Source organism: Pseudomonas cremoris (genome assembly GCF_014230465.1).
In genome coordinates this window covers 30,856-49,467 of the sequence record NZ_JAAXCY010000014.1, presented here as the reverse complement: position 1 = coordinate 49,467, position 18,612 = coordinate 30,856, and the positions used below count along the sequence as shown (strand labels likewise).

The window sequence follows — 18,612 nt, the reverse complement described above, 5'->3', positions numbered from 1 at the left end:
ACTCAGCGGTTATGCCGATCAATAAAACTCAAGGCCTGGTACAACGCCTGTATTCGCGGCAATTCACAACCGGCAGCTCTGGCGGCAGCTAAAGGCCGCGCGTAAATCGCCGCCAGTTCCAGCGGACGTTTGTGAATATGATCGTGGTACATGCTAGGCAGATAGTCGTCCATGGTTTCGGTCATGGCGAACATCTGTTCGGCGTAGCTGGCGGGAATTTCATGGCCACAGGCGTGAGCGCCCTGCACCACTTCGGCCATCAACGCCTGGATCAACTCACGGCTGGACTCATCCGCCATCATCGCCGTGGTGCCGGTGCCCAATAGCACGGAAAGGCCGTTGTAGGGCACGTTCCACACCAATTTGTGCCAGCGCGCCTGATGCACGTTGGCCATGGCCTGGGACTCGATACCGGCCTCATGAAACAGCGCCGCGCCAGCCTCTACAATCACCCTCTGTAGGCCTTCATCATTGGCCGCCGTGCCGCTGTGGTACCCCAGGTTGACCCGACCCAGGGCCTGATGCTCGACCACGCCAGGCCCCGAGCGGTGCACGCCGATGTAGCAAAGGCCGCCGAGCAGGTGCAGCGATGGCGGCAGGTGTTCACGCAGGCTGTCTTCTACATCCAGACCGTTTTGCAGCAACACCACTTTGGCGTCCGGCGCGGCGACTTGGGCAATGGTTGGGGCCAGCTCCAGGTTGCCCGTGGACTTGGTGCCCACCAGCAACCAATCGCACGGTGGCATATCGGCAGCGCGGGAATAGGCTTGTACCGGGTGCAGGTGCAAGGGCCCGAACACCGTGCTATTCACGCGCAAGCCGTGCTCGCTAACCGCTGCGTACTCGCTGCGCAACAGGAAATGTACGTCGAAGCCGGCACGCGCCAGCATCAAGCCGTAGAAACCACCGATGGCACCGGTGCCGATGATGCCAATGCGTGGCGACTGGGGTGCAACTGCGGTCATGGCAATTCCTCTGGTGTACGGGCGAGTGCGTGTTTCACGGCCTCGGCAAGGTCGGTAGGTGTAAGGCGCGTCTGTAATTGTCCAAGGAATTGACCCTCGCACACCACGAACAACGCCGGCAAATGAAAGATCTGGTAGCGTTCGACCGCGCCGCCATTGTGCCCGGCATCCACCCAGCACACTCGGTCCACCGGCAATGTCCAGCCGGGTACCTGTTGGCGTGCCCAGCGGCAACTGGAACAGCCGACACTGGTGAACACCACCAGCGAAATACCTGGCAATCCCAGCAATTGCTGGTCAATATCCAGGTCGGTCAATTCCAGTTCCTTCACTATACTGCTGCCACCGCCGTCAACAGGACGGTGCTCGGAGTCCGTGTACATGGGTCGTTTTTTACCTCACCCTGATGATGTCGCTGTCGAGTTAATCCAACGTCCCGCCCCTGCCATCCCCCGCCAACGCCTGCTCACTGTCGGCCTGGGCGGTATCGCCTGCCATTGGCCGCGCGCCTGGCGCCAGGGTACGGCGGTTGACCTGAACATTCCCTCGCTGGGTGCCAGCGCCCGTTATCCGGGTTATGTGGCTTGGTGCCGCAAGGTGGAACACGGCTACCGAATTGGCGTCTCGTTTACCGACGAACATGCACTGTTCGGCGCGCGAATGGGTGAGCAAGCATGCCGGATAGAGCGCTATTGCCGCCAGCACGAAGACGCTGAGCCGACACCCGAGCAATTCGAAGCCCTGGCCCGCGAGTGGGTGTCGCGCCATGCGGTCGAGTTCTCCCATGAGGCCTTTGTGGCGCCAGCACTGGATTAAAGCGGGCTTTGCCCATTGTCGCGGGCCCGTGTTACGCGCTAAGGTTCCTCCCCCCCGGCATTCAAATCATGCTGTGCTCCGCCGCACGGGGATCGCTGGCGGCCGGCACCCGTGACCCTGACGAGTAACACGATGGCTGATTTACCGATCAATGACCTAAACGTCGAATCCAACGAGACCCTGATCACGCCCGATCAGCTGAAGCGCGAAATCCCTTTGAGCGACGCTGCCCTGCAGACCGTCACCAAAGGCCGCGAAGTCATCCGTGACATTCTCGACGGCACCGATCACCGCCTCTTCGTCGTTATCGGGCCTTGCTCGATCCACGACCTCAAGGCTGCCCACGAATATGCCGAGCGCCTCAAGGTGCTGGCGGCAGAAGTGTCGGACACCCTGTACCTGGTAATGCGCGTCTATTTCGAAAAACCGCGCACCACCGTCGGCTGGAAAGGCTTGATCAACGACCCGTACCTGGACGACTCGTTCAAGATCCAGGACGGCTTGCACATCGGTCGCCAACTGCTGCTGGACCTGGCTGAAATGGGCTTGCCCACCGCCACCGAAGCGCTGGACCCGATCTCTCCGCAATACCTGCAAGACCTGATCAGTTGGTCGGCCATCGGCGCGCGTACCACCGAATCCCAGACTCACCGCGAAATGGCATCGGGCCTGTCGTCGGCCGTGGGCTTCAAGAACGGCACCGACGGCGGCCTGACCGTAGCGATCAATGCGCTGCAATCGGTCTCCAGCCCGCACCGCTTCCTGGGTATCAACCAGGAAGGTGGCGTTTCCATCGTCACCACCAAGGGCAATGCCTACGGCCATGTGGTGCTGCGTGGCGGCAACGGCAAGCCCAACTACGATTCGGTCAGCGTTGCGCTGTGCGAGCAGGCGCTGACCAAGGCCAAGATCAAGCCGAACATCATGGTTGACTGCAGCCACGCCAACTCCAACAAGGACCCGGCCCTGCAACCGCTGGTGATGGAAAACGTCGCCAACCAGATTCTGGAAGGCAACCAGTCGATCATCGGCTTGATGGTCGAGAGCCATTTGAACTGGGGTTGCCAGGCGATTCCTAAAGACTTGGCTGACTTGCAGTACGGCGTGTCGATCACCGATGCCTGCATCGATTGGTCTGCAACCGAAAACACGTTGCGCAGCATGCATGCCAAGCTCAAGGACGTGTTGCCCAAGCGCAAACGCAGCTGAGCCTGCCATATTGCGCACACAAAAACGCCGGGCTAAGCCCGGCGTTTTTCATGATGCGGTTTGACGCGTTACAACTTCGCCGCATGGCGCTGATGGCGCTCCATGTAGCGTTCGACATAGGAGCAGGACGGAATCACCGTGTAGCCCGCCTCTTCGGCAAACTTCAAGGCTTCCTCGGTCAATGCCGCCGCAATACCACGACCCCGCAGTGCGTTTGGCACGAAAGTCCGATAGATATCCAGGGTCTGTTTACCGAGGTCCATATAGGTCAGATAGGCACGATGACCGTCCACATTGGTCTCGAACTGATGACCAGCCTGGTCATGGTGGATGGACAACGCCTCGCTCATCACTACTCCTCGCGGGTCTTGGTTTCTGACCCCTACCTTACCGATGTTTTTCCGGCGAAGGAACATCTACGCCACCCCGTGCCGGTTTCGACAACGAGAAAACCTTTAGCGCTCATACCTGCACGTACGGAATAGTAGGCACCAATCCTGCAATTGCTCAAGGCGCGCTCGTCATCCCCGCCGCAGGTAGATATAGAAAGGGCCTCGATCAACCGATGATCGAAAGCCTGAACATTGCCGGCAGTTGAAGCTTGAGACGAACAGGCGCTCTTAAAGTCACCTCTACATGCGCAAAAGATGCAGGGTGTGGCCAACCCAAGCTGCGCGTAAGTGTCGGCGTGGATATATAATTTTTCATCTACTTGCAGGGCTCGACACATGCAGGCTGGCCCTTTCAGCCTCAATCCATTTTTCGCCTGTTTGAAAAAAATTGGACAGTTTTTATACAAACCTTCAGAAGATTAGCCAAAATAGATACGGCACGAGAATTTTTTTTGCTTCTTGCGCTACGTCAGTTTACTTACTACAAGTAATGAGTAGTATGTACGCCGGCTATCAGCTCACTCTGAGAAAGTAGCCATTTAATAGAAAGTCCTTGAAGGGGAACACGATGAACAACGTTCTGAAATTCTCTGCTCTGGCTCTGGCCGCAGTTCTGGCTACCGGTTGCAGCAGCGTCTCCAAAGAAACCGAAGCTCGTCTGACTGCAACTGAAGACGCAGCAGCTCGCTCCCAGGCTCGTGCAGACGAAGCCTACCGTAAAGCTGATGAAGCTCTGGCTGCTGCTCAAAAAGCACAACAGACTGCTGATGAAGCTAACGAACGCGCTCTGCGTATGCTTGAAAAAGCTAGCCGCAAGTAATAATCCCTCGGGATTGTTATCAAGCCGATCCATTTATGGGTCGGCTTTTTTTTGCCTGCGATTTCTGTAGGAGCGGGCTCGCCCGCGAAAATCGTCAACGATAACGCGGGCGCCCTGAATGTGCGTGGCGCCTGTTAGTTCTTCGCGAGCAAGCTCGCTCCTACAGGGGATCGATCGGCGCGCTGCTGGCGACAGGTGCACCGCCGGGCACGCCGATTTCGGTCGGCAAGCCATCCTCCGCCGCCACCACATCACGCACCTGGTCCCAGTTCACCCGCAGGTTATTGGCCAGGTCTTCACGTTTAAGCAAAGCGTTGATCACCGCTGTGTGCTTGTCGACCACCGACGGTGTGCCATCGTCATTCAATGGCGTATGCGCTTCAAGGTAGACCTTGCCGCCGCTGCTGCCGAACTTGTAGGCATCGTTGATGATGCGCACCGAAGTGCCCACCGGCACCATGCTGGCCATTTCCAGCACGTTGTTGTTGAACATGCGGAAGCATCCATGGCTGGTGCGCGTACCAATGCCGAACTTCATGTTGGAGCCGTGGATCAAGTAACCCGGCGTGCCCAGGGTGAACTTGAACGGGCCCAATGGGTTGTCCGGGCCTGCGGGCACCACGTTGGGCAGCGGATCGCCGTTGGCGGCGTGCTCGGCCTTGATCGAGGCGGGCGGAGTCCAGGTCGGATTCGGCGTCTTCGCGATAATGCTGGTATGCGCGATGGGCGAACCCCAGCCTTCACGACCAATCCCCAGCGGGAAGGTGTAGACCACATTCTGGCCCTTGGGGTAATAGTACAGCCGGTATTCCGCAAGGTTGATCACAATGCCTTCGCGCGGGCCAGGCGGCAGGATAAACCGCGTCGGCAACACGATTTCAGTACCCGCCCCCGGCAACCAGGCATCGACGCCCGGGTTGGCCGCGACCATCTCGGAGTAACCCAGGTCATAGGTGGTACCCAGGTCGGCAAAGGTATCTTCGTACTTGGCCTTGATCACCTGGACCTGACCAACGATGTCTTCACCTGGTGGTGGCAAGGGCAACTGCAAGGCTGATGCAGTACCGGCCGCACAGAGTGCAGCGAGAGACAGGCAGCAGGTGACGACGGAAAGGCGCGACAACATCCGGAAAATCCTTCGCAGAACGACGTGTAGGTAAAAAACGATTGTATACGTCAAGCAAGCTTCTAGCTGCAAGCTTGTAGCGGTCACTACAGCTCGAACCGCAGCTCTGGCCAGATCGGCGGGGTGCCACGCTTCTGGGACTCGAGAATCGCCCGGCACAAGGGGCACAGGCGTTGGTCCTGAAAAATCGAACGGTCGACCCGCGACCACCGCGGCTGTGCAGGCAATAAGGTGCCACACAACGTGCGATCGATGGAGCCACCCAGTTCCAATTGACGCGCCACCAGATGCACCCGCACTTCCTGGCAGGCGAACAGATCCAGCTGCTCGTCCGGCTCGATCAGTTGGTAGTTAAACAGGGACCAGGCAGGACGCGACATCAGGGGCTCCAAATCGGGGGGGCGCCACCTTAGCCGAAAGCCTGCCGGTAGAAAAGCGTCATAGCAGCGGTTTTAGCGTCGGCCAGACATTTTCCAGCAACTTGCCCTGGGCGCCGACCGCCGGGTGCAGCCCATCCGCTTGCATCAGTTCGGGATGACCACCAATACCCTCAAGGAAAAACGGCACCAGCGGCACTTGTTTCTCCTCTGCCAGCGAACCATAGACCGCGGCAAATGCGTTGGTATAGCGCGGACCGTAGTTGGGCGGCAATTGCATACCCAGCAACAGCACCTTGGCGCCAACCGCCTTGGAGCTGTCAATCATCGAAGCAAGATTTTGTTGCAATTGCGCCGGTGGTTGTCCACGCAGGCCATCGTTGCCGCCCAGCTCGATGATCACCAACTGCGGCTTATGCTCTGCAAGCGCCGCCGGTAGCCGCGCCAGGCCTCCAGCACTGGTGTCGCCGCTGATGGAAGCATTGACCACTTTATCGTCGAAACCTTCGCTCTTGAGCCGTTGCTCCAGCAGCGCGACCCATCCTTTGCTGGTATCCAGGCCGAAACCGGCACTGATACTATCGCCAACGATCAGGACTGTACCCGCCGCTGCGTTCTGGGCCATGCACATCAAGGCCAGGCCAGCACTCAAAAACCACATTCGCATCGGATTCTCCATGGGCGCAAGCATTCTCACCGCGCGGAACCTTAGCAAAGTGGTTCCCAGCGCGGAAGGTGAACTGACTATCCTGCACGAACTAAGCCTGGAACTGAACAAGGGCGATAGCTTGGCTATCGTCGGCAGCTCCGGTTCCGGCAAATCCACCCTCCTCGGTCTGCTGGCTGGCCTCGACCTGCCCAGCAGCGGCGAAGTCACCCTCGCCGGGCAAGCCTTGAGCAGCCTCGACGAAGACCAGCGCGCCCGCATCCGGGCCGAGCACATAGGCTTCGTGTTCCAATCATTCCAACTGCTCGACAGCCTCAATGCATTGGAAAACGTCATGCTGCCGTTGGAACTGGACGGTCGCAAAGACGCCCGCGAACGCGCCCGGCACCTGCTGGAACGCGTGGGCCTGGGCAAGCGTCTCACCCATTCGCCGCGTCAGCTGTCGGGGGGCGAACAACAACGGGTGGCCATTGCCCGCGCCTTCGCTGCCGAGCCGGACGTGCTGTTTGCCGATGAACCTACCGGCAACCTGGACAGCCATACCGGCGAGCGCATCAGCGACCTGCTGTTCGAACTCAATAAAGAGAGCGGCACGACCCTGGTACTGGTCACCCATGACGAGCGCCTGGCCCATCGTTGCCGACGCCTGATCCGCCTTGAAGCCGGCCTGATGGTCGCGCCCCTGGAGCCTTGATGGCACGTTTGCCGCTGTTGCGCCTGTTCAGTCTTGCCATGCGCCAATTGTTGCGCGATGCCCGCGCCGGTGAATTGCGTGTGCTGTTCTTTGCCCTGCTGGTGGCCGTGGCCGCCAGCACCGCCATTGGCTACTTCGGGGCACGCCTCAACGGCGCCATGCTGTTGCGCGCCACCGAGTTCCTGGGCGCCGACCTGGTGCTCGAAGGCAGCTCGCCTGCCCGGCCCGACCAAATCAAATCCGGCATCGAATTGGGCCTGGATCACGCCCGCGTGGTGGAGTTCTCCAGCGTCATTGCCACCGATAACGGTATCCAGCTCTCCAGCATCAAGGCGGTCAACGAGCAGTATCCGCTTCGCGGCGAGCTGAAAAGCGCTGCCACACCTTTTGGAGATGAAACGCCAGGGGGCGGCCCAAAAACCGGCGAAGCCTGGGTAGAGGCAAGGCTGCTGACGGCACTGGATCTCAAGGTAGGCGACAGCATCGACGTGGGCATGAAAACCCTGCGCCTGGCCCGCATCCTCACTTATGAGCCGGACCGCGCCGGCAACTTTTACAGCCTTACGCCCCGGGTGATGATCAACCTGGCGGACCTGGACGCCACGGGCGTAGTCCAGCCCGGTAGCCGCGTCAGCTACCGCGAACTGTGGCGTGGCCCCCAAGGCAGTACGGTGCTGCAAACCTACCGAGACCTGGTCAAACCCGGGCTCGCCGCCAACCAGCGCCTGCAGGATTCCCGGGACGGCAACCAGCAGATCGGCGGTGCCCTGGGCAAGGCCGAGCGCTACCTGAACATGGCCAGCCTCGTGGCGGTGCTGCTGGCTGGCGTGGCCGTGGCATTGTCCGCCAACCGCTTCGCGACCCGCCGTTTCGATGCCAGTGCACTGCTGCGCTGCCTAGGGCTGTCACGGCGCGAAGCCATGTTGCTGTTTAGCCTGCAATTGAGCGTACTGGGCCTGTTGGCAAGCTTGGCGGGCGCCCTACTGGGATGGCTAGCGCAATTTGGTTTGTTCTACTTCCTGCACGACCTTTTACCGGCAGACGTACCACCCGGCGGTCTGCTGCCGGCGGTTGCCGGGATCGGCACCGGCCTGGTCGCCCTCGCCGGCTTCGCCTTGCCGCCATTGGCAGCCTTGGGCCGCGTACCGCCCCTGCGAGTGCTGCGGCGCGACCTCCTGCCAGTCCCCTCCAGCACCTGGATGGTCTACGGTGCAGCATTGTTCGCCTTGGGCCTGATCATGTGGCGCCTGAGCCTCGACCTGGTGCTCACCTTCGCCCTGCTCGGCGGTGGTGTTGTAGCTGCGCTGATCCTCGGTGGCTTGCTCCTGCTGTTGCTGCAAAGCTTGCGACGCCTGCTGGCCCGCGCATCCCTGCCTTGGCGCCTGGGGCTGGGCCAATTGCTGCGCCATCCGCTGGCGGCCGCCGGACAGTCACTGGCGTTTGGCTTGATTCTGCTGTCCATGGGCTTGATTGCCCTGCTGCGTGGCGAACTTCTCGACACTTGGCAAAACCAGCTTCCCAAGGATGCGCCCAACTATTTCGCCCTGAACATCCTGCCAGCCGACAAGGAAGCCTTTGGCAGCCGACTACTGGAACTGCAGGCACAGTCCGCGCCACTGTATCCGGTGGTGCCGGGCCGGTTGATCAGCATCAATGGCGAGCCGGTGCAGGAGATTGTCAGCAAGGACTCCAGCGGCGACCGCGCGGTACAGCGTGACCTGAGCCTGACCTGGGCCGCCGACCTGCCGCCAGGCAATGTCCTGACAGCGGGCTCGTGGTGGTCGCAGCAACCGACCGATGAGGTGCCTGGCGTTTCGGTAGAGGCCAAGGTCGCGGAAAGCCTCAAGCTCAAGCTCAACGACCACCTCGTGTTTACAGTGGGAGGGGAAAACCGTGAAGCGCGGGTCACCAGCCTGCGGACCATCAACTGGGATAACTTCCAACCCAACTTCTTCATGATCTTCCAGCCGGGCACGTTGAAGGACCTGCCGGCTACCTACCTGACCAGCTTCTACCTGGCTCCTGGCCATGACCAGCAGATCGTCGACCTGTCGCGCGCGTTCCCGGCGGTGACCATCCTGCAGGTCGAGGCGTTGCTGGAACAGTTGCGCAGCATCCTCGCCCAAGTGACGCTGGCGGTGGAATACGTGCTGTTGTTCGTGCTGGCAGCTGGGATGGCGGTGCTATTCTCGGGGCTGCAAGCCACCTTGGATGAACGCATCCGCCAAGGCGCACTGCTGCGTGCACTGGGTGCCGAACGCAAACTGCTGGTCAAGGCCAGGCGCATCGAGTTCGGCTTGCTGGGTGCCGTCAGCGGGTTGCTCGCAGCACTTGGAACAGAGCTGGTGACGTTTGTGCTTTACCGCTATGCGTTTGACTTGGCCTGGCACCCTCACCCGTGGTTGCTACTGCTGCCGATCATCGGCGCGGTACTGATCGGTGGGGCTGGAGTGTTCGGTACGCGCCGCGCACTGAATGCCAGCCCGCTCACCGTACTACGCGAAGGCTAAAACGACGCGGGCCTGCACTCTTCACAGGGTGCGGGCCCGCATTACTTACTTCACATACTCGATACCGGTGATCCACCAACACACTTCGCCACCTGGGGTCTGAACGATAGCCTCATCGTCCACCTCCTTGCGCAACAGCGCACGGGCCATCGGTGAGTCGATGGAGATGTAATCCATCCGATCATAGATCTCGTCATACCCTACGATTCGAAAACGCTTGGTCTCGCCCTGCTCGTTTTCTATATCGACCCAGGCACCGAAAAACACTTTGCCTTCCTGCTCTGGCATGTACTCGACTACGCGCATGTCCTCAAGGCGCTTGCGCAGGTAACGCACGCGGCGGTCAATCTCACGCAACAGCTTCTTGTTGTACTGATAGTCTGCGTTTTCGCTTCGATCACCCAGGGAGGCAGCCCATGTCACCTTGCGCGTGGTGTCCGGGCGTTTATCTCGCCACAGGTAATCCAACTCTTTCTTCAGCGCCTCATGACCCTCTTTAGTAATCAGCTTGGTACTCAAACGCGTGTATCCCCAGGAAATGCCCATTGAATCCAATACGCCAGGACCTCAAGGCCTGGCGCTGACGAACATAGAAGGATCATAAATGAACATGAGAAAGTAGCCAGGGCAACGGACAGTTTGCCTCACATCAAGCCCCCTGGATGACGTACTCATCACGCTTACCCAACCCCTCCAGCGTCTGGTCAAACTCAAGCAACATTGCTTGCAGATTCTGGCGCCCCCCTGATAAAAGCGCCAACATGGCGGCCAACTTTTCGCCTCTCTGGCGCACCATCAACTCTTGGCTGTAAGCCTGGGCAACCCGTTTTTCAAGGGCCGAGGCGAGCTCGTCCATTCGTTCTTGCTCTTGTTGTTGAGCGGTGAGAGCACCTACCAACTGCGCTTCACGATTCTCCAAGACCTGAGCACGCAACTGCAAGGTTGCTTCCTTTTCAAGCGTTCGATTGACCAGTTCCTGACGCCCCCGATCAAGCTCAGCCTGGCTCTGCTGCAATTGGCTATACCATTTTTCGAGTGCTTCCTCCTGCTTGAGAACAGCTGTTTTCTGCGCGGTCAGCTCCTGGGCGACACGTGCAAGGCTGGTCAAGGTACTGTCGACCTCAAACAATGAAGTGTGTTCGGTCGGCGTGCCCAGCACTGGCGGCTCATGCAAGAGAGGCGCGAGAGGCCCCGTCTCCTCCAGCGCCGAGGCCACCGGGGGCAGTTGCTGCGGCTCAGCCAATTGCTCCAGTAAGGGCAGTTGGGCTTCTGCCTCGGGCTTTACCACTTTGGGTGGCGATACCATCTGGGAAGAAAACCGAATGGACGGGACGATCAACGTTGCGCTTTCAATAGCCGCGGACGCAGGTGCCGATGCTCCCAAGGTAATCACCTTCATCACCAAGGCTTTTTTGATGATCACCGAATGATGATCCTCGGGTCTGGCTGGCGGCAATTTACAGCCTTTCAAATCGACAAAATGGTAGGGAATCTGGGTATCGGCGGCGCTCAAAGGTTTAGCACCAGCCGCCGCCAGCGTTAGTATCTGCTTGAATACCTGCATCGCTATTTGCAGTTCTTCCTGAGCCCCTACACCACTCAAAAAATAACGTTCGAGTTTCTTACGTAACGCTGCGACATAGACTCTGGCATTTCCTGGCTCTGTCTCTTCATCGAGACTGTATACAAGAAAATTTGAGGTTATTTGAGGAACCGCAAAGCCACAGAGCAATGCCCCGTTAAGCGGAGCATCTTCACCGGCGCGTTCAAGGACAAGTGTACGTAACAGCATCATAGGAATCAGGCCTCGCGGCAATTAAACAACTATTAAACCAAGCATAAACACACCCACAACCACACACACCAATCATATATCGATCATTTTCACGCGCTATAAACCCCTCCGTAGGACTTATCTTATTAAGCCACCTCAGCATTTCCAAAAAACAACATTGCACGTACCATTTTTCATATCAAAACCCCGCCACATCGCCACCTAGACACCTGTTTATCCGAACATACTGACAAACTAAACTAGAAGAACATCACAATGATCGAGATAAGCAACATCACAAAAAAAGATGGTAAAAACAACGTCATTCGTGACTTTTCTTTTTCTGCAAAACGCCAAGAATGCCTTGGATTGTTTGGCGCAGACGTAACAGCTAAAACCACGCTTTTCAAGATAATCGCTGGTTCAACACATCCCTCTAGCGGGCATGTAAATATTTTCGGCTTCGACACTCAGAAACATGTTCGGCAAGCTTGCCAAACCGTCGGCTATCAACCCTCTACGTTCGGCCACCCCACGCTATCAGTCAGTAGCTTGTTAAGTTTTGTTGCTGCTCTTCGCGGATTTCGCGGCGCCGACAAACGCAAACGGTTAGATAAGGCTATCGTAAGGCTTGAACTTTCACCCTTGCTCAAATACCCGATAAGTGCACTTCCTTCTGGCTTGAAACGCAAAGTTGCGATCGCACAGGCCATTCTGCATGACCCCGCCGTACTGCTGCTGGACGAACCCTATGAGGGCCTGGCTTCACACCAATACAACAAGATCAACGCGCTTATCCAATCATTGACCGAAGAGATGACGGTGATTATTGCCACGCGCGATTGCGAAGCGCTGGTGCACACCTGCACTCGCGGCCTTATCGTAGGAGGAGGCCGTCTGGTGGAGGATGCCTCGATAACCGATTTATTGCGCAGTTCCAGGCACTTCCAAGCCGTCACCCTGACGTCGCAATCCCCCCTGGATATATTGGCCCTCGCCGTACTTCCTGGTGTTGCGGGTATCGAAGAGGACCATCACCACCCAAATACGGTGACGGTACTGGCTATGCCGGGCCACAGCATTCTCCCCTCTATCAGTGCACTGATTGCCAAGCGGCATTGGCAGGTTAACTCATTGAAACTGGAACCTGGCCGCCTGAACGACGTCGTTCACCAACTCAGTCAAGAGGCGCCCCTTTGAACGCACTGCTAGTTGTATTCAGGCGCCAACTTTCCAGTTATTTATCTGCACCTGCCACCTACGTGAGCGCGGTCATCTTTCTGGTATTGTCCGCAGCACTTGGACTCCACACCAGCCAGTTATTGGAAAATAGCAGCACTGACTTGCAGGTTTTTTTTCAGCTACACCCGTGGTTATACCTGTTATTAATTCCCACGCTCTCAACCCAGCTCTGGGCGAATGAGCACGCTGCTGGTTTCGTCGACTTTATGGCCACGCTACCGCTGACACTTTGGGAACTCGTTATCGGTAAGTTTTTAGCTGCTTGGATCGTATCCGGTCTGGCCTTATTACTGACACTCCCGCTTGTGGTCGTTATCAATGTACTCGCCACGCCAGACAACATGGTCATTGCCTCACAGTTCATGGCCAGTTGGCTATTGGCAGGCAGTTATCTTTCTGTCGGGTGCTTTATTTGCGCATTTGCGCATCACCGTATGGTTGTTTTTCTCTTGACGTTGAGCTTGCTGCTGGCAGCCAGCAGTTTAGCGACCGTTCTTGATGCCCTTGAACAACAAACCCCACTTTGGATCATCGACAACTTAACGTCCCTCAGCCCGTCTTTACGTTTTGCCATGATCGACCACGGCGCACTTATCCTCCACGACTGTTTGTATTTCATCAGCATGATTTTCGCTTTCCTTGCCGCAACGATCCTTTTACTCAACTACAAGTACAGCTGAGAAGGCCGTTCCCCAATGCGATCCGCTTTGCGTACAGGCATAACGCTCATCATCATACTGTTGCTTTTCCTGGCATTTAATCTGGTCTGGGTATTCAAACTTCCCGATCTACGTTGGGATCTCTCACAACGAAAAGCCAACACGCTGTCGCCCGCCGTACTGCAACTGCTTTCCTCGCTGGAGGCGCCGCTGGACTTTTACTACTTCCATTCACGCACGCCACCCAAGCAGAAACACTACGGAAGGCATGTTGAAGAAAAACTCAAGGCATTCGAAAAATCAGCGAACGGCATGATCAATCTACACATCATCAACCCTGCTCATTTTTCAGAAGATGCCTACAAAGCCGGCTTGTATGGTCTTAACAATAAACATGGATTTCTGGGGCTTATCAGTACCCGAGACGGCCTGGCTGCACAGCGTATTGAGTCGTTCAGCCCAGACAGAGAGGCCCTTTTGGAGTATGAAATCAGCCACTTGATCACCCAATTGCTGCGGCCCGGTCCACCCGCTGTAGGACTGCTCTCAGGGTTGCCAACACAGGAAACGATCGAGCCGCTGCGACGGGATTTACACCGACATTTCGACCTGATGGAGCTGGAGCCGAGTGCCGATCACGTTCCGTCACGAATCAAAACCCTGATGCTTGTGCATCCCCGCAGGCTGTCGGAACAAACCCTGTATGCGGTCGACCAATTCGTGCTTGGAGGAGGCAAGTTGTTGATGTTCATCGATCCGCTGAGCGAACAGCTTTCAAAAGACGCTCCCTCCCCCTCTCCCCTGGATGGAATGCTCACCAGTTGGGGCGTCAATATACAAGGTGGCAAGATACTCATCGACAGTACCTACGCTTTACCGGAACACCCTCTGACGACGTTAACGTTGCCGCGCAGGGCAATGACCACGAACGATGTCAGCACTTGGAAGCTCGATTCTGTGACGGTATCTAGCAGTGGCGCCCTCACACCCACGGTTAACAGCCAAACTCGCTTCACCCCACTGCTGCAAAGCTCGGAGCAATCCGTACTTGTGGGAACCGACGAGCCGGACAGTGAAGTCCCCCTACGCGGCGAACGCCATGTCATCGCCGCCCGTATTGAGGGGCCCGCTTATTCGGCGTTTCCTGACGGTGTCGGTGAACAGTTGCCAGGGTTGCAAAAGGCGACGCAGATTCATGTGGTGATCGTGGCCGACACGGATTTGCTCAGCGAAGACCCAGACAGTTCGGCCAACAACAGTAACAACCTGTTCGTACTGAATACATTGGATAACCTGGCCGCTCCCGATGAACTATCAAGCATTCGCCCGCGCACGGACGCCAACCGCTCACTGCAAGTGCTGGAAGCAAAGCGCAACGCCGCTGCAAACGCCTACCAAACCCAGGCCAATGACTTGGTACGGCGGCTGGCGCAAACTGAAAAGGAATGGCAACGCTTGAACCCACCAGCCACCGCTCTCGGTACTGAACCTGTCGACACCAGTACCCAATTGCAAGCGCTAAACAAGGAACGGTTGCGCCTACCGATGGAACTGCATGCACTGAAAACCCAAGCCTACACCTCCGTGAATCGCCTGGAGCGAAACCTGAAATTGTTGATTATCGTGCCGGTGCCAGCCCTGCTGGGCCTCGTTGCGTGGGGTTTATACCTGTGGAACCGTCGTCGCCGCGTAATACCGCACTCTGCGTTTTACTGAGGTGCTAACGGCGCGCAATCAACCCTTGCCGGGCAATGCGCGTCAATTGGCGGATCACCTCATCGGCATTACTTGCGTTGGGCGCCTGGATAACAGCGAGGTCGAAACTGTTGCTGGCAAATCGCGCGAGGGAGTCGCCGTCCTCAACAAACTGGATCAGGAACGCCGAAGGCCGCCCGGTACGTCGCGGCCAACCATCCAGATAACGCAACAGCGTAGGTTGGTGCTTGCCGCCGAGGAGGATTTTAGGATTGCGTTGAGTGAGGTCCGCAGTAATCGGAGCCAGGCGAATCAGGGGGCGTAGTGCATTCATCGTGTCGAATCTCTGCCTCAAAAGTCTGCGGGCAGGTGAGAGGCAACACCGAACCAGCGCTTTAGCGGAATTTCGAAGCAAATAGATTGCTTCTGTCGGGACCGGAAACGGTCACCCATGGCGCCCCGCAATTAGCTGTTTAAATCGGCGCATAAGCGGCATCCTAGAGAAGCCCATAGTGCGGTGTCAAGAATTCCGAGCAGCAAAAAGCCCGCACATGGCGGGCCTCTTGGGGGGTTAAACGCAGATCAGTTGGCGATGGCGCGGTCGGCAGAGAGTTTGCCTGCGCCTTCCAGCAGCACCGCCAGCGCGCCGCCCAACAGCGCCAGTGCGAATTCATAACCGTTGTTGGCCATGAACAGCCCGTTATGGATATGCACCGAGAAAATCGCCACCAGCGACAGGATGGTCAAGCCCAATGCCGCAGGACGGGCCAGCAAACCGATGATCAGTGCCAGGCCGGCGAAGAACTCGGTACCACCGGACAACAACGCCATCAGGGTACCCGGCGCCAAGCCAATGCTTTCCATCCACTGGGCAGTGCCCGCCAGGCCGTAGCCGCCAAACCAGCCAAACAGTTTTTGCGAACCGTGGGCAGCGAAGATGATGCCCACCACGATGCGCAGGATGGTCAGGCCATAACCGGCGCGGGTAGACAGGATGCTTTTAATCAGTGGGCTCATAGTGATAATCCTTTTCAAAGTAGGGGTTGGTTGGCCGCTATATTAATCAGATTAAAGAATGATAAAAGCCGAAAAAATGCCTAATTAACATCGATTAAATCGATTATTTTCGTGAGGCAATTTTCGGCGCTGGCGGCTCCAGGGACTCCCGTTCCCGATCGAACGCCAAATAGTATTTGTTTACGCTATTAACATAGCTGACGCCGCCCATCCCCACTTGCTCCATGGCAATACGCTCAACCTGGAAGAACCACTGGTTGGGGTTCAGCCCCCGGCGCTTGGCCTCGGTGCGCATGCCCTGTACGCGCTCCGGCCCCATGTTGTAAGCCGCTAGCACAAAGGCCATGCGCTCTCGTTCATTGAGTTTGGGACTGGCGAAGAACTTGCGGCGGATCATTGCCAAGTAACGCGCGCCCGCCTGCACGTTACTGTCGAGCGTCTCGATATTGTTGACGCCCACTCGCTGCGCTGCAGAGGGGGTGATTTGCATCAGGCCCGTAGGGCCACCGCTATTGCGCGCGCCAGGATCAAGCACCGACTCCTTGAAGGCCAGCGCGGCCAAGTTCAGCCAGTCCATGCCCTGATCGCGAGCGTGCTTCTGCAGGATCGGCCGCAGCTTTTCCAGGCGTTGGCGGTCGACGCGGGCCAGTGGGTTGCGCACTTGATAGAGACGTCGATAGATACGCTGGAACGCCACATCCTGGTCGGATGGCGTTCGGTAGGTCTTGAGAAATCGGTCAATGCTCGCCCGCAGCATCGACGCATCCTGGCGCACAAACCAATATTCATCACCGGGCTCGTTGATGACCACCCGTTTGTCGAAACGCAATTTGGGCAGGATCTTCGCCCAGCGTTCGGCAATCGGCTTTTCGACAATAGTCAGGTGGAAAATGCCTGCCTGGACCATCTCCAGCACATCCTCCACCGCCAAGGTCGGGTCGACCCACTCAACCTTCACCGGTGGCTGCTTGTGCAGGGCCAGCTTCTGGTTGACTTGGCTGATGGCATCCGCTGCCGCACTGCCAGTGGTCAGCGCCAAAGTACGCCCGGAGAGTTGTTCCAGCTTGGTAAACCGCCGCTCGCCTTTAACGCCCACCAGCCACAACGGCACATCGCTGACAATCGGGTCGCTGGTACTGATCTTGTGCGACGCCTTCACATCCAGCAACTCACCCGGGGCCACCAAATCGCCTTCGCCACGCGCCAGCGCGCCAAGCAGTTGATCCTTGGCCTTGGGAATGATCTTGAGGTTGATCTCCTGGCCATCCGGGGCATGGCCATTGAGGTATTGCTCGAAAGCGCGCAGGCGGTGGTATTCGACCCCGATGGCCTGGCCCTGCACTTCACCGGAACTGTTGCGGCTCTGGTTGACCAGCACACGCAGGGTGCGACTGGAGCGGATTTGCGCCAGGTCGCGCACCTTGCCGGGCTTGGTCACTTCCAGCGGCCCGTCCAGACGCGCAACCGCCGCCATGGGCAGCAGTAACGTCAGGCACAACATAAGCAACGCCGAGGGTCGGATCATCCGCTCTCCGGAAAGAATACTGGCCAACGCGCTCGCGAAAAACGAGGCGCTGGGTGTCAGAAACAGAGCGCTTTATGCGCTGGCAAGGCGCGCAACGGTGGCACAGGGAAAGGGGTTAGACCAACCACAATGTCACTTGCGACGTTCAAAGACAGCTATAACTCGTTGTAGTTCTTAGATTTTCTTATAAATCTACAGCTCTGATATGCTTTCCGACCGCAGGCGGAGGTAGCACCATGCAACTCATTGATATCGGCGTCAACCTGACCAACCCCAGTTTCGACGAGAGGCACCAAGCCGTTCTCGACCGTGCCTATGCCGCCGGCGTACAACAATTGGTGCTCACCGGCACCAGTGTCGAGGGCAGCGAGCAGGCCCTGGAACTCTGCATAACACTCGATGAAAGTGGCCAGCGCCTGTTCAGCACCGCCGGTATCCACCCCCACTCTGCGAGTGACTGGAACGGCGACAGCGCGCAACGCTTGCGTGGTTTGCTCAATGAACGCCGCGTGCGTGCGGTAGGTGAATGCGGACTGGATTTCAATCGGGATTTCTCGCCACGCCCCCAGCAGGAAAAAGTACTCGAAGAACACCTGGCCCTGGCCGTCGAACTGAAACTCCCGGTGTTTGTGCATGAGCGTGACGCCAACCAGCGCTTGGTGGAGATTCTCAAGGACTATCGAGACCACCTTACCGCAGCCGTCGTTCATTGCTTCACCGGCGAGCAGCAGGCGCTGTTCAGCTATCTCGACCTCGACTTGCACATTGGCATCACCGGTTGGATCTGCGACGAACGCCGTGGGACGCATCTGCACCCATTGGTCAGAGAAATCCCCCGAGGCCGTCTGATGCTGGAGAGCGATGCGCCCTACCTGCTGCCGCGCACTTTGCGTCCCAAGCCGAAGAATGGCCGTAACGAACCGGCGTACTTACCGGAGGTGCTGCGCGAAGTGGCCTTGCATCGTAACGAAAGCGCGGAAGACCTGGCCCAACACACCACCGCCTGCGCACGCGCGTTTTTCGGGTTACCTCCGGTGCATTAATGCGGCGCATTGACCCATGTCAAAATCGTTTCTCTGAATAGCGGCACAATAATGGCACCTTGCCAATACTGTTTCCGCTAT

20 protein-coding genes are annotated in these 18,612 nt (G+C 57.7%); 9 read left to right on the top strand and 11 right to left on the bottom strand.

Annotated features, from left to right (window positions below; genetic code table 11):
• Window positions 1-2: 2 nt before the first annotated feature.
• Entirely contained in the window at window positions 3-965 is a 963-nt protein-coding gene (locus HF257_RS28635; protein ID WP_185708791.1) for a putative 2-dehydropantoate 2-reductase, read from the bottom strand.
• On the bottom strand, window positions 962-1,348 hold the full coding sequence (locus HF257_RS28630; protein WP_185708790.1) for a YbbN family protein: 387 nt from the start codon (window positions 1,346-1,348) through the stop codon (window positions 962-964). The genes HF257_RS28635 and HF257_RS28630 overlap by 4 nt, the downstream gene beginning before the upstream one ends.
• Here HF257_RS28630 and HF257_RS28625 point away from each other — a divergent pair.
• Together HF257_RS28625 and HF257_RS28620 are read left to right on the top strand one after the other, a co-directional pair.
• Window positions 1,347-1,781 carry a PilZ domain-containing protein gene (locus tag HF257_RS28625; RefSeq protein ID WP_185708789.1) on the top strand — a complete coding sequence of 145 codons (435 nt, stop codon included), beginning with the start codon at window positions 1,347-1,349 and terminating at the stop codon, window positions 1,779-1,781. The genes HF257_RS28630 and HF257_RS28625 overlap by 2 nt on opposite strands.
• Window positions 1,782-1,913: 132 nt before the next feature.
• Window positions 1,914-2,990, top strand: coding sequence for a 3-deoxy-7-phosphoheptulonate synthase (locus HF257_RS28620; protein ID WP_185708788.1), 1,077 nt, complete (start codon window positions 1,914-1,916; stop codon window positions 2,988-2,990).
• Window positions 2,991-3,058: 68 nt separating this feature from the next.
• Here HF257_RS28620 and HF257_RS28615 read toward each other — a convergent pair whose 3' ends face one another.
• Complete coding sequence (locus tag HF257_RS28615) at window positions 3,059-3,340, bottom strand: GNAT family N-acetyltransferase (RefSeq protein WP_003189869.1); 282 nt, start codon at window positions 3,338-3,340, stop codon at window positions 3,059-3,061.
• Between the two features lie 610 nt (window positions 3,341-3,950).
• On the opposite strand from HF257_RS28615, the gene oprI reads away from it, so the two are divergent.
• Window positions 3,951-4,202 carry an outer membrane lipoprotei OprI gene (oprI, locus tag HF257_RS28610; protein ID WP_003172710.1) on the top strand — a complete coding sequence of 84 codons (252 nt, stop codon included), beginning with the start codon at window positions 3,951-3,953 and terminating at the stop codon, window positions 4,200-4,202.
• Window positions 4,203-4,362: 160 nt separating this feature from the next.
• On the opposite strand, the gene HF257_RS28605 is transcribed toward oprI, so the two are convergent.
• The 3 genes from HF257_RS28605 to HF257_RS28595 all read right to left on the bottom strand — a co-directional run bounded on the left by HF257_RS28605 (window position 4,363) and on the right by HF257_RS28595 (window position 6,372).
• Window positions 4,363-5,328 carry a L,D-transpeptidase family protein gene (locus tag HF257_RS28605; protein ID WP_185708787.1) on the bottom strand — a complete coding sequence of 322 codons (966 nt, stop codon included), beginning with the start codon at window positions 5,326-5,328 and terminating at the stop codon, window positions 4,363-4,365.
• Between the two features lie 86 nt (window positions 5,329-5,414).
• Window positions 5,415-5,708 (bottom strand): hypothetical protein, encoded by a 294-nt coding sequence (locus tag HF257_RS28600; RefSeq protein WP_010211879.1) that lies wholly within the window; start codon window positions 5,706-5,708, stop codon window positions 5,415-5,417.
• A 58-nt stretch (window positions 5,709-5,766) separates the two neighbouring features.
• On the bottom strand, window positions 5,767-6,372 hold the full coding sequence (locus HF257_RS28595) for an arylesterase (RefSeq protein WP_185708786.1): 606 nt from the start codon (window positions 6,370-6,372) through the stop codon (window positions 5,767-5,769).
• A 10-nt stretch (window positions 6,373-6,382) separates the two neighbouring features.
• Between HF257_RS28595 and HF257_RS28590 the strand changes: the two genes are divergently transcribed.
• Together HF257_RS28590 and HF257_RS28585 are read left to right on the top strand one after the other, a co-directional pair.
• A complete protein-coding gene (locus tag HF257_RS28590; RefSeq protein ID WP_185708785.1) occupies window positions 6,383-7,066 on the top strand; it encodes an ABC transporter ATP-binding protein in 684 nt (227 codons plus the stop codon).
• On the top strand, window positions 7,066-9,576 hold the full coding sequence (locus HF257_RS28585; protein ID WP_185708784.1) for an ABC transporter permease: 2,511 nt from the start codon (window positions 7,066-7,068) through the stop codon (window positions 9,574-9,576). Before HF257_RS28590 ends, HF257_RS28585 begins: the two co-directional genes overlap by 1 nt.
• A gap of 45 nt (window positions 9,577-9,621) precedes the next feature.
• On the opposite strand, the gene greB is transcribed toward HF257_RS28585, so the two are convergent.
• Complete coding sequence (gene greB, locus HF257_RS28580) at window positions 9,622-10,095, bottom strand: transcription elongation factor GreB (protein ID WP_185708783.1); 474 nt, start codon at window positions 10,093-10,095, stop codon at window positions 9,622-9,624.
• 130 nt (window positions 10,096-10,225) lie between these two features.
• Window positions 10,226-11,371 (bottom strand): hypothetical protein, encoded by a 1,146-nt coding sequence (locus HF257_RS28575; protein ID WP_185708782.1) that lies wholly within the window; start codon window positions 11,369-11,371, stop codon window positions 10,226-10,228.
• A 255-nt stretch (window positions 11,372-11,626) separates the two neighbouring features.
• Here HF257_RS28575 and HF257_RS28570 point away from each other — a divergent pair, with 255 nt between their 5' ends.
• From HF257_RS28570 to HF257_RS28560, 3 genes are read left to right on the top strand one after another with little or no spacing between them, the layout of a single operon-like run.
• On the top strand, window positions 11,627-12,550 hold the full coding sequence (locus HF257_RS28570) for an ATP-binding cassette domain-containing protein (RefSeq protein WP_185708781.1): 924 nt from the start codon (window positions 11,627-11,629) through the stop codon (window positions 12,548-12,550).
• Window positions 12,547-13,272, top strand: coding sequence for an ABC-2 transporter permease (locus HF257_RS28565; protein WP_185708780.1), 726 nt, complete (start codon window positions 12,547-12,549; stop codon window positions 13,270-13,272). Before HF257_RS28570 ends, HF257_RS28565 begins: the two co-directional genes overlap by 4 nt.
• 15 nt (window positions 13,273-13,287) lie before the next feature.
• Window positions 13,288-14,967: a Gldg family protein gene (locus HF257_RS28560; protein ID WP_185708779.1), complete on the top strand. Its 1,680-nt coding sequence runs from the start codon at window positions 13,288-13,290 to the stop codon at window positions 14,965-14,967.
• Between the two features lie 4 nt (window positions 14,968-14,971).
• Here the strand turns inward: HF257_RS28560 and HF257_RS28555 are convergent, their stop codons facing one another.
• From HF257_RS28555 to HF257_RS28545, 3 genes are all read right to left on the bottom strand, one after another.
• Window positions 14,972-15,280: a class I SAM-dependent methyltransferase gene (locus tag HF257_RS28555; protein WP_185708778.1), complete on the bottom strand. Its 309-nt coding sequence runs from the start codon at window positions 15,278-15,280 to the stop codon at window positions 14,972-14,974.
• A 248-nt stretch (window positions 15,281-15,528) separates the two neighbouring features.
• Window positions 15,529-15,963 (bottom strand): DoxX family protein, encoded by a 435-nt coding sequence (locus tag HF257_RS28550; protein ID WP_185708777.1) that lies wholly within the window; start codon window positions 15,961-15,963, stop codon window positions 15,529-15,531.
• A 103-nt stretch (window positions 15,964-16,066) separates the two neighbouring features.
• A complete protein-coding gene (locus tag HF257_RS28545; RefSeq protein ID WP_185712131.1) occupies window positions 16,067-17,488 on the bottom strand; it encodes an MltF family protein in 1,422 nt (473 codons plus the stop codon).
• Between the two features lie 236 nt (window positions 17,489-17,724).
• Between HF257_RS28545 and HF257_RS28540 the strand changes: the two genes are divergently transcribed.
• A complete protein-coding gene (locus HF257_RS28540) occupies window positions 17,725-18,531 on the top strand; it encodes a TatD family hydrolase (RefSeq protein WP_185708775.1) in 807 nt (268 codons plus the stop codon).
• The last annotated feature ends 81 nt before the right edge of the window (window positions 18,532-18,612 follow it).